Source organism: Aeromonas sp. FDAARGOS 1418, from assembly GCF_019048585.1.
Classification (GTDB): Bacteria; Pseudomonadota; Gammaproteobacteria; order Enterobacterales; family Aeromonadaceae; genus Aeromonas; species Aeromonas caviae.
Genome location: NZ_CP077387.1, coordinates 681130 through 695000 on the forward strand (window position 1 = coordinate 681130; position 13871 = coordinate 695000).

The following is a 13871-nucleotide window of genomic DNA, read 5'->3' on the forward strand; positions in this document are numbered from 1 at the left end:
GTCAGCCTCTGTCGCCACCCATTGCCTGTGCTATCTTAGCCGACCAGTCAGAGTGAGCCGGAAGAGAAGCAGCAGATGAGATTGGCCGATAAACGCATCCTGTTGGGTGTCAGTGGCGGGATCGCCGCCTACAAGAGTGCCGAACTGGTACGTCGCCTGAAAGATCAGGGGGCCGAGGTGCGAGTGGTGATGACCCGCTCCGCCAAGGAGTTCATCACCCCGCTGACCCTGCAAGCCGTCTCAGGCCACCCGGTGGCCGACAGTCTGCTGGACCCGGCTGCCGAGGCGGGCATGGGCCACATCGAACTGGCCAAGTGGGCCGATCTGGTGCTGATCGCCCCCGCCAGCGCCAACCTGATGGCCCGCATGGCCGCCGGCATGGCGGACGAGCTGCTCACCACCCTCTGCCTTGCCACCCCGGCGACTGTCGCCCTGGCGCCAGCCATGAACCAGCAGATGTACCGCAACGCCGCCACCCAGGCCAACCTCCAGACCCTCACCGAACGCGGCATTCAGCTGTGGGGGCCGGATTCCGGCAGCCAGGCCTGCGGCGATGTGGGCCCGGGCCGGATGCTGGATCCCCTGGAACTGGTGGAACGCTGCTGCCAGCAGCTCGCCGCCGAGCCACTCTTGGCAGGCGTCAGGCTGCTGCTCACAGCCGGGCCGACCCGCGAGGCGCTGGATCCGGTGCGCTATATCAGCAACCACAGCTCCGGCAAGATGGGCTACGCCATTGCCCGCGCCGCGCGCGAAGCGGGCGCGGAGGTGACCCTGGTGAGCGGCCCGGTGGCACTGGCCACCCCGGCCGGCGTTACCCGCATCGATGTGGAGAGTGCCCTGCAGATGCACGAAGCGGTGATGAGCCGGGTCGGTGAGTGCGACCTCTTTATCGGCTGCGCTGCCGTCGCCGACTACCGTCCCGCCCAGGTGGCCGAGCAAAAGATCAAGAAGACCGGCGACAACGACCAAATGCAGCTGACCCTGGTCAAAAACCCCGACATCATCGCCGATGTGGGGGCGTTGTCAGACAAACCCTTCACCGTCGGATTTGCCGCCGAAACCGTGGATGTGGAACAATACGCCCTCGACAAACTTCGACGTAAGCGGCTGGACATGATCGCAGCCAACGATGTGTCCCGTGCAGGCCAGGGTTTCAATGCCGATGACAACGCCCTGACCGTCTTCTGGCAAGGGGGTCAAGCCGCCCTGCCCCTGGCCGATAAGCTGACGCTCGCCCGTCATCTTGTCGCCCTGATTGCACGCCATTATCGACCCTGAGCCCATTGAACATGCCGGGAGCCCCAGGCTCCTGCAGTACCACCCGATCGCCAGGCGATCCAATTGAAAAAGATTCATGACGACACAAATTGAACTGAAAATCCTGGATGCCCGCATCGGCACCGACTTCCCGCTGCCCGCTTACGCCACACCGGGCTCCGCTGGCATGGACTTGCGCGCCCTGCTGGATGCCCCGCTGACCCTGGCCCCAGGCGACACCACGCTGGTGCCGACCGGGCTGGCCATTCACATCCAGGATCCGGGTCTGTGCGCCACCATCCTGCCCCGCTCCGGCCTCGGCCATAAGCACGGCATCGTGCTGGGCAACCTGGTCGGCCTCATCGACTCCGACTACCAGGGTCAGTTGATGGTCTCGGTCTGGAACCGTGGCAACGACAGCTTCACCATGCAGCCTGGCGAGCGCATCGCCCAGCTGGTGATCCTGCCGGTGGTACAGGCCAGCTTCCAGCTGGTCGACGAATTCAATCAGAGTGAACGGGGTGAAGGCGGGTTTGGTTCTTCTGGTCGCCAATAACAAGACCACACGACCCCCCGGGGCACGTGCCAAATAATAGAATCAAGCCATTGTTTTTTTAGGGGAATCCATGGCAAGCAGTAACCAGAAACAGAGTCGGCGCGATCAGATCCTGCAGGCACTCGCCCACATGCTGGAAACCAGCCCGGGCCAGCGCATCACCACGGCACGCCTCGCGGCCGAGGTGGGCGTGTCCGAGGCGGCCCTCTACCGGCATTTTCCCAGCAAGGCGAGGATGTTCGAAGGGCTGATCGACTTTATCGAGGATTCCCTGCTGTCACGGGTCAACCTGATCATGGCCGAAGAGAAGGACACCATGGCCCGCTGCCATCACATACTGCAGCTGCTGCTGGTGTTCGCCGAGCGCAACCCCGGCATCACCCGCATTCTCAATGGCGATGCCCTGCTGGGCGAACACGATCGGCTGCGGGATCGCATCAGCATCCTGTTCGACAAGCTGGAGACCCAGATCAAGCAGGTACTGCGCGAGAAACGGCTGCGGGAAGGCCAGGGCTTCCAGCTCGACGAGACCATGCTGGCCAACCTGCTGCTGGCCTATACCGAGGGCCGCATCAGCCAGTTCGTCCGCTCCGAGTTCAAAATCAAACCCACCGCCGGGTTTGAAGATCAGTGGCAGTTTATCCGCAGCCAGCTGCTGCAAAGCTGAGCCAGCAGACCGCATCAACCAATGCACGTCCGCTCCGAGTTCAAAATCAAACCCACTGCCGGGTTTGAAGATCAGTGGCAGTTCATCCGCAGCCAACTGCTACAAAGCTGAGCCAGCAGACCGCATCAACCAATGCACGTCCGCTCGGAGTTCACAATCAAGCCCACCGCCGGGTTTGAAGATCAGTGGCAGTTTATCCGCAGCCAGCTGCTGCAAAGCTGAGCCAGCAGACCGCATCAACCAATGCACGTCCGCTCCGAGCTCACAGTCAAGCCCACTGCCGGGTTTGAAGATCAGTGGCAGTTTATCCGCAGCCAGCTGCTGCAAAGCTGAGCCAGCAGACCGCATCAACCAATGCACGTCCGCTCCGAGTTCAAAATCAAACCCACTGCCGGCTTTGAAGATCAGTGGCAGTTTATCCGCAGCCAGCAGCTGCAAAGCTGAGCCAGCAGACCGCATCAACCAATGCACGTCTGCTCCGAGCTCACAATCAACCCCACCGCCGGGTTTGAAGATCAGTGGCAGTTCATCCGCAGCCAGCAGCTGCAAAGCTGAGTGCGCACATGCCCAGCGTCCCTGCGCCAGCAGGGTTGTGACAAAACGGAAGGCCTTGGCCTCCCTTGCTTTTTGTGGCACAAAAGAAGAGACAAGCACCAGATGCGACCCAGCTTGTCGCGCTCAAGTGTTAGATTCATCTGCCATAAATCTTCACACCAACAGGACATCCTATGGAACCCGAGATCATTACCGAAGCACAGACCTGGCTGACCAACAACCAGGGGCTGATCATCGAGTATGCGGTCAACATCGCCGCCGCCCTGATCACCCTGCTGGTCGGTTACATTGCAGCCAACCTTCTCAGCGGTGGCGTGGTCAAGGTGATGCAGACCCGCAAGCTGGACACCACCGTCACCCACTTCGTCGGCAGCATCCTCAAATACACCATCCTGGTGTTCGTGGTGATCGCCGCCCTGGGCCGGGTCGGGGTGCAGACCGCCTCCTTCGTGGCCATCATAGGTGCCGCCGGTCTGGCCATCGGTCTGGCGTTGCAGGGCTCTCTCTCCAACTTTGCCGCCGGTTTCCTGCTCATCATCTTCCGCCCCATCAAGGCAGGGGAATTTATCGAGGTGGCAGGCACCAATGGCGTTGTGCAATCGGTGCAGCTCTTCACCACCACCCTCACCTCGGGTGACAACAAGATGGTGGTAGTGCCGAACTCCGCCATCCTAAACGGCACCATCGTCAACTACTCGCGTATGGATACCCGCCGCGTCGACATGACATTCGGCATCGGCTACGGCTCCGACCTGCGCAAGGCCAAACAGATCCTGGAGCGGCTGGTGAGCGAAGAGCCCCGCATCCTGAAGGAGCAGGCCGCCACCATTGCCGTCGCCGCGCTGGCCGACTCCTCGGTCAATATCGTGGTGCGCCCCTGGGTCAAGACCGGCGATTACTGGGGCGTCTGGTTCGACTTCCACGAGAAGGTGAAGCTCACCTTCGACGCCGAGGGCATCGAGATCCCCTTCCCCCAGCGTGTGGTCCACATGCAAAAGACGGCGGATTGATCCTCGGTGTGCGTTCTCCAGTGCCAGCCTTCGGGCTGGCACTGTCGTTTCTGCCTTCTGTGACATGAAAAAACCGGCCACAGGCCGGTCTTGCGCACTAGGTCGCACCGCGTTCTCACCCCAGCCGGCGTGCAACCCGGTTGAGCAGGGGCTGCATCAGCACATAACCCCCCAGCACGGCTCCGATCACCGCCAGTACGCGGATCTCCAGCGTCGGCGCCGCATTGGCCAGCGTCAGGGTCAGCAAACCGATGAGGCCGGTGGCGATCAGGCTCAGGGCAAACAGGGATAACAGGGCTTTCATCTCGATCTCCTCATTCCACACCATTGATTCCATACCTTGGCCATCCCTGGGAGATCTCGTCCATTCGGCTCATATGATAGCCAGCGTCTGTTGCCCACCATTTGCGCCTGCTCAATAAACCGTCCGATGAGCGTCTGTTGAATACCCTTTGATCTGTCACGCCAGCTTTCCAGAGCCACGGCCGCGCTCCCCTTGAAATGAAAGCCTTTTCAACCCGAACAAGCATGCGCGAACGCAAGATCCCGGGGTACTGGGTGACTCATAATCGCACTGTTTTGGTTGTACACTCCCTCGTTGCAGACAATTGGTAATGCTCTGTTACACGGGGCGCACGGAGTGCCCGGTATAATGCTCGCATAATAAGGTTTGGCGGGAGCCTTGCCTGCAAGGTTCAAACACAACTTGGAAGACTGATAATCCTATGAAAAATATCAATCCAACCCGGACCCAGGCCTGGCAGGCACTGGAAGCCCATTTTGCAGCCAACAAGGAGATGCGTCTCAAGGATCTGTTCGCACAGGATCCCAAGCGTTTTGACAAGTTCTCCCTCACCTTCGGTGGCGACATCCTGGTCGACTACTCCAAGAACCTGATCACCGAAGAGACCCTCAAGCTGCTGGTGAACCTGGCTGGCGAGACCGATCTGCGCAGCGCCATCGACGCCATGTTCAACGGCGACAAGATCAACATGACCGAAGGGCGCGCCGTACTGCACACCGCCCTGCGCAACCGCTCCGACCGTCCCATCGAGGTTGACGGCAAGGACGTGATGCCGGAAGTGAACGCCGTACTGGCCAAGATGAAGGGCTTCTGCGAGAAGGTCATCGGTGGCGAGTGGAAGGGCTATACCGGCAAGGCCATCCAGCACGTGGTCAACATCGGCATTGGTGGCTCCGATCTGGGCCCCGTCATGATCACCGAGGCCCTGCGCCCCTACAAGAATCACCTGGAGATGCACTTCGTCTCCAACGTCGACGGCACCCACATCGCCGAGACGCTCAAGAAGATCGATCCGGAAACCACCCTGTTCCTGGTGGCCTCAAAGACCTTCACCACCCAGGAGACCATGACCAACGCCCTGACCGCCCGCGACTGGTTCCTCGGTCATGCCGGTGACAAGGCCCACGTTGCCAAGCACTTCGCCGCCCTGTCGACCAACGGCAAGGCCGTTGCCGAGTTCGGCATCGACACCGACAACATGTTCGAGTTCTGGGACTGGGTCGGCGGCCGCTACTCCTCCTGGTCCGCCATCGGCATGCCCATCGCCCTCTCCCTCGGCTTCGAGCACTTCGAGGCCCTGCTGCAAGGCGCCTTCGAGATGGACATGCACTTCGCCACTGCCGCCTATGAGCAGAACGTGCCCGTACTGCTGGCCCTGATTGGCCTGTGGTACAACAACTTCCATGGTGCCGAGTCCGAAGCCATCCTGCCGTACGATCAGTACATGCACCGCTTCCCTGCCTACTTCCAGCAAGGCAACATGGAGTCCAACGGCAAGTACGTGGACCGCGACGGCCATCCGGTTGACTACCAGACCGGTCCCATCATCTGGGGTGAACCGGGTACCAACGGCCAGCACGCCTTCTACCAGCTGATCCATCAGGGCACCAAGCTGATCCCCTGCGACTTCCTGGCGCCGGCCATCAGCCATAACCCCATCGGTGACCACCATCCGAAGCTCCTGGCCAACTTCTTCGCCCAGACCGAAGCCCTGGCCTTCGGCAAGAGCAAGGAAGCGGTGGAGGCCGAGTTCCTGGCCGCCGGCAAGACCCTGGAGCAAGTCAAGGATCTGGTGCCGTTCAAGGTGTTCGAAGGCAACCGCCCGACCAACTCCATCCTGTTCAAGCAGCTGACCCCGAAAACCCTCGGCTCCCTGATCGCCATGTACGAGCACAAGATCTTCGTACAGGGCGCAATCTGGAACATCTTCTCCTTCGACCAGTGGGGTGTGGAGCTGGGCAAACAGCTGGCCAACAAGATCCTGCCGGAGCTGGGCACCGATGAGGCCGTCACCAGCCACGACGGCTCCACCAACGGCCTGATCAACACCTGGAAAGCCTGGAAGGCCTGATTGCTCCCGCCCTCCAGAATGCAAAAGCCCCGCTCGATGAGCGGGGCTTTTTTATAGGCTTCAATCTGTCTGTTTGCATCATCCGGACGACAGGCCAGGTGTCTAAGCCAGCCAGTAACGGGGATCGTCATCCCCGCCCCTTCCGATGCCGCTCAGCGAAGGCTTAACCGCCGACGGCAATACGCTTCATGTCCTTCATGTAACCACGCAGGGTCTGGCCGATCTTCTCGATCGGGTGGTTGCGGGTCGCTTCGTTGGCAGCCAGCAAGGCCAGGTTGTCCACCGCCTTGCTCTCGGCACGGGCACTGCCCAGGTCCCCTGCTTGCAGAGTCGGCATGAAGTGCTCGCGCAGCAGCGGCACGGCGGCGTTGGCGAACAGGTAGTTGCCGTACTCCGCGGTGTCGGAGATGACCACGTTCATCTCATACAGACGCTTGCGGGCGACGGTGTTGGCGATCAGCGGCAGCTCGTGCAGAGACTCGTAGTAGGCGGACTCTTCATAGATGCCGGAGGCCACCATGGTTTCGAACGCCAGCTCGACACCCGCCTTGACCATGGCCACCATGACCACGCCATTGTCGAAGTACTCCTGCTCGGCGATCTTGCCGGCATAGGCAGGGGCATTCTCGAAGGCGGACTTGCCGGTCTCTTCGCGCCAGCCAAACAGCTTGGCATCGTCTTCGGCCCAGTCAGCCATCATGCCGCGGGAGAACTCGCCGGCGATGATGTCATCCATGTGCTTCTCGAACAGCGGACGCATCAGGGTGCGCAGTTGCTCGGAGAGCTCGAAGGCACGCAGCTTGGCCGGGTTGGAGAGACGGTCCATCATCAAGCTGATGCCGCCCTGCTTCAGGGCCTCGGTGATGGTCTCCCAGCCGAACTGGATCAGCTTGCCAGCATAGGCCGGGTCGGTGCCCTCGGCAACCAGCTTGTCGTAGCAGAGCAGGGAACCGGCCTGCAGCATGCCGCACAGAATGGTCTGCTCGCCCATCAGGTCGGATTTCACTTCCGCGACGAAGGAAGATTCCAGCACGCCGGCACGGTCGCCACCGGTAGCAGAGGCCCACGCCTTGGCGATGGCCATGCCCTCACCCTGGGGATCGTTCTCCGGGTGCACGGCGATCAGGGTCGGTACGCCGAAGCCGCGCTTGTACTCTTCACGCACTTCGGTACCCGGGCACTTGGGCGCCACCATCACGACGGTGATGTCGGAACGGATCTGCTGACCCTCTTCCACCACGTTGAAGCCGTGGGAGTAGCCCAGAGCGGCGCCCTGCTTCATCAGCGGCATCACGGTTTTGACGACGTCGGAGTGCTGCTTGTCCGGAGTCAGGTTCAGCACCAGATCGGCGGTCGGGATCAGCTCTTCATAGGTACCGACCACGAAGCCGTTGTCGGTAGCCTTCTGCCAGGAGGCGCGCTTCTCGGTGATGGCGGCCTTGCGCAGGGCGTAGGAGATGTCCAGCCCGGAGTCGCGCATGTTCAGACCCTGGTTCAGACCCTGGGCGCCACAGCCCACAATCACCACCTTCTTACCCTTCAGCACGTTGCAGCCGTCCGCGAACTCTTCGCGCTGCATGAAACGACACTTGCCCAGCTGGGCCAACTGCTGACGCAGGTTCAAGGTGTTGAAATAGTTAGCCATGGTGATTGCTCCGTTCGATTGATTCCATGCCGGATAGCGGCGTTGTCGAAACCACTATAGCGCGGGACACTTATTGCCTGAACTGATATATTCGAAACAGTACGTTGCAGGAATTGAAATGTGATTTCCCGCAATCTCCCGCCGCCGAGCCATCGTGCTACAGGGCGCCTGACAACGCCGCAGGAATAAAAAGATGGACCTTCGCAATCTCGAACTGTTTCTCCACCTCGCCGACTCCCTCCACTTCGGCAAAAGCGCCGATGCCATGGCGGTCAGCCCCTCCACCCTGAGCCGCGCCATCCAGCGACTGGAACAGGAGACCGGCTGCGTGCTGTTCGAGCGGGACAACCGCTCGGTGCGGCTCACCCCTGCTGGTGACAAGCTGCGGGAGTTTGGCGGTGCCTTGCTGCAGGAGTGGCGCCAACTCAAACAGGAGCTCAAGCGCAGCGACGAGCCGCTGCAAGGGCGGTTGCGGGTGTTCTGTTCGGTCACCGCCAGCTACTTTCTGCTACCCGAGGTACTGGAACGCTTTCGTCGCCGTTATCCCCAGCTGGAGATCAAGCTGGAGACCGGCGACCCGGCACTGGCAGTGGACAAGATCCTGGCTGACGAAGCCGATCTCGCCATCGCAGCGAGGCCGGATGCGCTCTCGTCCAAGCTGGAATTCGCCAGCCTGCAGCAGGTGCCGCTGGTGTTTATCGCCCCCCGCAATGCCCCCCAGCAGGGTCAGTGGTTCCCCCTGGGTGAACCTGACTGGGAGCGCCTGCCGCTGATCCTCTCCGAACAGGGGCTGGCCCGAAAGCGCTGTGATCAATGGTTCCGCAACAAGGGGATAGCTCCCAACATCTATGCAGAAGTGGCGGGCAACGAGGGCATCGTCGCCATGGTGGCCCTCGGCTTCGGTGTAGGTGTCGTGCCTGCCGCCGTCATCGATCACAGCCCCATGGGGGACAAGGTGCGTGTGGTCGAGCCCAAACCGGCGCTCAAGGCGTTCGACGTCGGTATCGCCGTGCTCAAGAAGCGGCTGGAAGAGCCGCTGATCCGCGCCTTCTGGGACACCGCACGCGGCCAGGGAGGCCTTCGCTGATCCGGCAGGCATCAGAGCCACAGTGAGTGTCAAATGTATCAGTATGAAAGTGGGGGAGAAGAGGGGACACTGGCCGGCACCATCCAGCCACCATCAAGGAATAGAGCGTGAGCCAGCATCTTGTCGAAATCCGCAGTGCCATCCTGTTCGCAGAATATCTGCAAAGCCTCGGGGTCCAGCGCCATGAACTCGATCGGGAGCAGGAGATCTATCTCCAGGACAGGCACCTCGCCACGGTGCAATGCATTCAGGGGGAGCTGCGCTTTTATCTGCGCGCCAGCGCACTGGCCAGATCGTGATCCGCAATCGGTCACAGAACCCGCACGCAAAGCGTATTAGACTGGCACCATCCGTCCCCCTCGCCCCGGGGGCCACCACGAGGAGTGCCCATGAAACAAAGCGGCCTGGATCGGCTCTTCAAACCTCACTCGATCGCCGTCATCGGCGCCTCCAGTGATCCGCAGAAGGCAGGCCATGTGGTCATCCGGCACCTGCTGGCGGGTCAGTTCCAGGGCCCTATACTACCCGTGGCCCCCCGCAGCCAGGCCATCGCTGGCGTGCTCGCCTATCCGGACATAGAGAGCCTTCCCCTCTCCCCCGATCTCGCCATCGTCTGCACCCGACGCGAACGGGTACTGCCGCTCATCGAGGAGCTCGGCAAGAAAGGAACCGGAGCCGCCATCATACTGGCCGCCCAGTTCTCCACTGACGAGCGCCTGCGGCTCAAGCATCTGTGCCAGCAATACGGCATTCGGCTGCTCGGCCCCAACAGCATGGGCATGCTGCTCCCCGGGCAGGGTATCAACGCCAGCTTTTCCCCCATTGCAGCGACTCCGGGACAGGTGGCGTTTCTCTCCCAGTCGGCAGCGGTCAGCACCACCATCCTGGATTGGGCCAAGCAGCGCGAAATCGGCTTCTCGGCCTTCATCTCCCTGGGCGATCATTGCGACATCGACTTTGGCCAACTGCTGGATCAGCTCTCCCGGGACGGGACGACCCGCGCCATCCTGATCTACATGGACAAGCTGCACGATGCCAGGCACTTTCTCTCCGCCGCCCGTGCCGCCTCGCGCAACAAACCCATCCTGATCCTCAAGAGCGGTCGGCACGACCCGGCCAACGGTCTCGACAATGTCTATGATGCCGCTATCCGCCGGGCTGGCATGCTGCGCGTCCGGGATACCCACGAACTGTTTGCCACTGTCGAGACCCTGAGCCACTCCCTGACCCTCAAGGGGGAGCGGCTCGCCATCCTCTCCAACGGGCGCGGCCTCGCCAACATGGCCGCAGACGTACTGCTGTCTCGGGGAGGCAAGCTGGCGATGCCACCCCTCGACATCGGCAGCGATGCAGATATCGAGGCCTACAAGAGTGCACTCGAGACGCTGCTCCAAGGGGACGGTGCCGATGCCATCCTGCTGATCCATGCACCGTCCCTCACCGCCCGAGGTGTCACCCTCGCCAGCAGCCTGATCGACTTCATCAAGCAGCATCCCAGGGCCAGACGATTCAACATCCTGACCAACTGGGCAGGCGAATACTCCGCCCAGGAGGGGAGACGCCTGTTCAACGAGGCAGGCATCCCGACCTATCGCACCCCGGAAAGCGCCGTCACGGCCTTCATGCACATGGTGGAATATCGCCGCAACCAGAAGCAGTTGATGGAAACACCGGCCTCCCTGCAGGGCGACAGGCTCGATGTCGAGCGCTGCCAGCAGCTCCTTGGGCAAGCGCTGGAGCGCCAGCAGCGGGTGCTGGACACCCACCTGGCCCATCCCATCTTGCAGGCAGCCGGGCTATCAACCCTCGCGACCTGGATCGTTTCCGATGCCATCGAGGCCGCACTGACTGCAGAACAGATCGGCTACCCCGTAGCGGTGAAGCTGCGATCTCCCGACATCGCCCACAAATCCGATGTACACGGTGTCATGCTGAACCTGCGCACCTCGGCGGAAGTCGCCCAGGCGGCGGATGCCATTCTGGACAGGGTACGTCAGCACGATCCTGGCGCCCGCATAGAAGGGCTTCTGGTACAACGCATGGCACGCCGCAGCGGGGGTCTGGAGCTACGGATCCGCTTGCAGCAGGATCCGGTCTTCGGCCCCGTCATCCTGCTCGGGGAATCCGGCGCCGAGCCCCGCGAGATGGTCGCGGCCCTTCCTCCCCTCAACCAGGCACTGGCTCGCTACCAGATCATTGGTGCCCTCAAGGATGCCAAGATCCGCGAGCAGGCCAGTCCGGTACGGCTCGATATCGACGCCCTCGGCCAGGTGCTGTGCCAGATCTCCGAGCTGCTACTGGCCTTCCCCGAGATACAAGAACTGGATCTGCACCCGCTGCAGGCCTGTGGCGAAGAGATGGTGATCCTGGATGCCCGGCTCGTCTTGGCAGAGCGAGGACAACAAGTGCTGCCACTGGCCATTCGCCCCTATCCCACCGAGCTGGAAGAGGGTGCCTGGCTGAAAGATCAGAGTCATGTGCTGCTGCGCCCCATCCGCCCCGAAGACGAGCCGGCCCACAAGCAGTTCGTGCGGCAGGTGTCTGATGAAGACAGGTACAAACGCTTCTTCGCCGACGTGGGGGAGCTGGGGCATGAGGAGCTGGCCCGCATGACCCAGATCGATTATGACCGGGAAATGGCCTTCGTCGCCGTGGGTCAGGACGGCCCTTTCAGCCAGCAGATCCTGGGAGTGGTGCGAGCCATTGCCAGCCCGGATCAATCGGATGCGGAGTTTGCCATCCTGGTCCGCTCAGACTTGAAAGGGCTCGGACTCGGCAAGTTGATGATGGAAAAGATCGTGCGCTATGCCAGAGAGCGTGGCATAGGCCAGCTCTCTGGCATGACCATGCCCAGCAATCGCGGCATGATCAATCTGGCCAAACGGCTCGGTTTCAAGATCGATATTCAGCTGGAAGATGGGATAGTCAACATGGAGCTGCCCTGTGCTGATCAGGTTGTATAACGATACAATCGTGGTGGTAAATCAACCAGATATGGATGGATAACGTGAATTTCAGGCAATAAAAAACCCCGCTCGAGTGAGCGGGGTTTCTTGTATTGGGTGCCTGGCAGTGTCCTACTCTCGCATGGCGAATGCCACACTACCATCGGCGCTACAGCGTTTCACTTCTGAGTTCGGCATGGGGTCAGGTGGTTCCACTGCGCTATTGCCGCCAGGCAAAATCTTCAATCTGAGAAAGCTGATTTAGTTATTCGTTCTCGGTATCTGCTACAAGTCTCTGAACACTTCTTGGGTGTTGTATGGTTAAGCCTCACGGGTAATTAGTATGGGTTAGCTCAACGTATCGCTACGCTTACACACCCCACCTATCAACGTTGTGGTCTCCAACGGCCCTTTAGGACCCTCAAGGGGTCAGGGATGACTCATCTCAGGGCTCGCTTCCCGCTTAGATGCTTTCAGCGGTTATCGATTCCGAACTTAGCTACCGGGCAGTGCCACTGGCGTGACAACCCGAACACCAGAGGTTCGTTCACTCCGGTCCTCTCGTACTAGGAGCAACTCCCTTCAATCATCCAACGCCCACGGCAGATAGGGACCGAACTGTCTCACGACGTTCTGAACCCAGCTCGCGTACCACTTTAAATGGCGAACAGCCATACCCTTGGGACCGACTTCAGCCCCAGGATGTGATGAGCCGACATCGAGGTGCCAAACACCGCCGTCGATATGAACTCTTGGGCGGTATCAGCCTGTTATCCCCGGAGTACCTTTTATCCGTTGAGCGATGGCCCTTCCATTCAGAACCACCGGATCACTATGACCTACTTTCGTACCTGCTCGACCTGTCCGTCTCGCAGTTAAGCTGGCTTATGCCATTGCACTAACCTCCTGATGTCCGACCAGGATTAGCCAACCTTCGTGCTCCTCCGTTACTCTTTGGGAGGAGACCGCCCCAGTCAAACTACCCACCAGGCACTGTCCGCGAGCCCGATTCAGGGCCCTGCGTTAGAACATCAAACATACAAGGGTGGTATTTCAAGGACGGCTCCAGCGCAACTGGCGTCACGCCTTCAAAGCCTCCCACCTATCCTACACATGTAGGTTCAATGTTCAGTGCCAAGCTGTAGTAAAGGTTCACGGGGTCTTTCCGTCTAGCCGCGGGTACACCGCATCTTCACGGCGAATTCGATTTCACTGAGTCTCGGGTGGAGACAGCATGGCCATGGTTACACCATTCGTGCAGGTCGGAACTTACCCGACAAGGAATTTCGCTACCTTAGGACCGTTATAGTTACGGCCGCCGTTTACCGGGGCTTCGATCAAGAGCTTCGCTTGCGCTAACCCCATCAATTAACCTTCCGGCACCGGGCAGGTGTCACACCCTATACGTCCACTTTCGTGTTTGCAGAGTGCTGTGTTTTTGATAAACAGTCCCAGCCATCTGGTCACTGCGACTCCCGACAGCTCCATCCGCAAGGGACTTCACCATCAAGAGCGAACCTTCTCCCGAAGTTACGGTTCTATTTTGCCTAGTTCCTTCACCCGAGTTCTCTCAAGCGCCTTGGTATTCTCTACCCGACCACCTGTGTCGGTTTGGGGTACGATGACTTGTAATCTGAAGCTTAGAGGCTTTTCCTGGAAGCAGGGCATCAATGGCTTCCGCACCGTAGTGCGTTCGTCTCGTGTCTCAGTGTTGTGTCTCCGGATTTGCCTAGAAACACCACCTACGCACTTTCACCAGGACAACCGTCGCCTG

General features: G+C 60.4%; 10 protein-coding genes, 2 rRNA genes and 2 pseudogenes (1 of these 14 running past the window's edge). 10 read left to right on the forward strand and 4 right to left on the reverse strand.

Annotated elements, in window-relative coordinates; all coding sequences use genetic code 11:
• The first annotated feature begins 75 nt into the window (after nucleotides 1–75).
• The 6 genes and pseudogenes from coaBC to I6L48_RS03305 all read left to right on the forward strand — a co-directional run bounded on the left by coaBC (nucleotide 76) and on the right by I6L48_RS03305 (nucleotide 4045).
• The gene (coaBC, locus tag I6L48_RS03280) at nucleotides 76–1278 is read left to right on the forward strand and encodes a bifunctional phosphopantothenoylcysteine decarboxylase/phosphopantothenate--cysteine ligase CoaBC (protein ID WP_216987773.1); all 1203 of its coding nucleotides are present in this window, start codon (nucleotides 76–78) and stop codon (nucleotides 1276–1278) included.
• Between the two features lie 76 nt (nucleotides 1279–1354).
• On the forward strand, nucleotides 1355–1813 hold the full coding sequence (dut, locus tag I6L48_RS03285; protein WP_010676116.1) for a dUTP diphosphatase: 459 nt from the start codon (nucleotides 1355–1357) through the stop codon (nucleotides 1811–1813).
• Between the two features lie 70 nt (nucleotides 1814–1883).
• The gene (gene slmA / locus I6L48_RS03290; protein ID WP_010676117.1) at nucleotides 1884–2480 is read left to right on the forward strand and encodes a nucleoid occlusion factor SlmA; all 597 of its coding nucleotides are present in this window, start codon (nucleotides 1884–1886) and stop codon (nucleotides 2478–2480) included.
• A gap of 138 nt (nucleotides 2481–2618) precedes the next feature.
• A pseudogene (locus I6L48_RS03295) lies at nucleotides 2619–2702 on the forward strand (nucleoid occlusion factor SlmA); the annotation flags it as partial.
• Nucleotides 2703–2840: 138 nt separating this feature from the next.
• A pseudogene (locus I6L48_RS03300) lies at nucleotides 2841–2924 on the forward strand (nucleoid occlusion factor SlmA); the annotation flags it as partial.
• Between the two features lie 284 nt (nucleotides 2925–3208).
• Nucleotides 3209–4045: a mechanosensitive ion channel domain-containing protein gene (locus I6L48_RS03305; RefSeq protein ID WP_042864726.1), complete on the forward strand. Its 837-nt coding sequence runs from the start codon at nucleotides 3209–3211 to the stop codon at nucleotides 4043–4045.
• A 115-nt stretch (nucleotides 4046–4160) separates the two neighbouring features.
• On the opposite strand, the gene I6L48_RS03310 is transcribed toward I6L48_RS03305, so the two are convergent.
• Nucleotides 4161–4349, reverse strand: coding sequence for a hypothetical protein (locus I6L48_RS03310; RefSeq protein WP_029314882.1), 189 nt, complete (start codon nucleotides 4347–4349; stop codon nucleotides 4161–4163).
• Nucleotides 4350–4770: 421 nt separating this feature from the next.
• Between I6L48_RS03310 and pgi the strand changes: the two genes are divergently transcribed.
• Complete coding sequence (gene pgi, locus I6L48_RS03315; protein WP_103243929.1) at nucleotides 4771–6420, forward strand: glucose-6-phosphate isomerase; 1650 nt, start codon at nucleotides 4771–4773, stop codon at nucleotides 6418–6420.
• A 163-nt stretch (nucleotides 6421–6583) separates the two neighbouring features.
• Here the strand turns inward: pgi and ilvC are convergent, their stop codons facing one another.
• The gene (gene ilvC, locus I6L48_RS03320) at nucleotides 6584–8065 is read right to left on the reverse strand and encodes a ketol-acid reductoisomerase (RefSeq protein ID WP_039041087.1); all 1482 of its coding nucleotides are present in this window, start codon (nucleotides 8063–8065) and stop codon (nucleotides 6584–6586) included.
• Between the two features lie 193 nt (nucleotides 8066–8258).
• On the opposite strand from ilvC, the gene ilvY reads away from it, so the two are divergent.
• The 3 genes from ilvY (at nucleotide 8259) to I6L48_RS03335 (ending at nucleotide 12115) form a co-directional block, all read left to right on the forward strand.
• On the forward strand, nucleotides 8259–9152 hold the full coding sequence (ilvY, locus tag I6L48_RS03325) for an HTH-type transcriptional activator IlvY (protein WP_048209637.1): 894 nt from the start codon (nucleotides 8259–8261) through the stop codon (nucleotides 9150–9152).
• 107 nt (nucleotides 9153–9259) lie between these two features.
• Entirely contained in the window at nucleotides 9260–9451 is a 192-nt protein-coding gene (locus I6L48_RS03330) for a hypothetical protein (protein WP_010676124.1), read from the forward strand.
• 90 nt (nucleotides 9452–9541) lie between these two features.
• Nucleotides 9542–12115, forward strand: a complete 2574-nt coding sequence (locus tag I6L48_RS03335) for a bifunctional acetate--CoA ligase family protein/GNAT family N-acetyltransferase (RefSeq protein WP_113069250.1) — start codon at nucleotides 9542–9544, stop codon at nucleotides 12113–12115.
• A gap of 101 nt (nucleotides 12116–12216) precedes the next feature.
• On the opposite strand, the gene rrf is transcribed toward I6L48_RS03335, so the two are convergent.
• Both rrf and I6L48_RS03345 read right to left on the reverse strand, forming a co-directional pair.
• Nucleotides 12217–12331, reverse strand: a 5S ribosomal RNA gene (gene rrf / locus I6L48_RS03340).
• An 83-nt stretch (nucleotides 12332–12414) separates the two neighbouring features.
• A 23S ribosomal RNA gene (locus I6L48_RS03345) occupies nucleotides 12415–13871 on the reverse strand; it runs 1432 nt beyond the window's last position.

What these genes read in the sequence shown, in the direction of transcription:
- coaBC (WP_216987773.1), top strand. Translation starts at nt 76, where the DNA reads ATGAGATTGGCCGATAAACGCATCCTGTTGGGTGTCAGTGGCGGGATC.
- dut (WP_010676116.1), top strand. Translation starts at nt 1,355, where the DNA reads ATGACGACACAAATTGAACTGAAAATCCTGGATGCCCGCATCGGCACC.
- slmA (WP_010676117.1), top strand. Translation starts at nt 1,884, where the DNA reads ATGGCAAGCAGTAACCAGAAACAGAGTCGGCGCGATCAGATCCTGCAG.
- I6L48_RS03305 (WP_042864726.1), top strand. Translation starts at nt 3,209, where the DNA reads ATGGAACCCGAGATCATTACCGAAGCACAGACCTGGCTGACCAACAAC.
- I6L48_RS03310 (WP_029314882.1), bottom strand. Translation starts at nt 4,349, where the DNA reads ATGAAAGCCCTGTTATCCCTGTTTGCCCTGAGCCTGATCGCCACCGGC.
- pgi (WP_103243929.1), top strand. Translation starts at nt 4,771, where the DNA reads ATGAAAAATATCAATCCAACCCGGACCCAGGCCTGGCAGGCACTGGAA.
- ilvC (WP_039041087.1), bottom strand. Translation starts at nt 8,065, where the DNA reads ATGGCTAACTATTTCAACACCTTGAACCTGCGTCAGCAGTTGGCCCAG.
- ilvY (WP_048209637.1), top strand. Translation starts at nt 8,259, where the DNA reads ATGGACCTTCGCAATCTCGAACTGTTTCTCCACCTCGCCGACTCCCTC.
- I6L48_RS03335 (WP_113069250.1), top strand. Translation starts at nt 9,542, where the DNA reads ATGAAACAAAGCGGCCTGGATCGGCTCTTCAAACCTCACTCGATCGCC.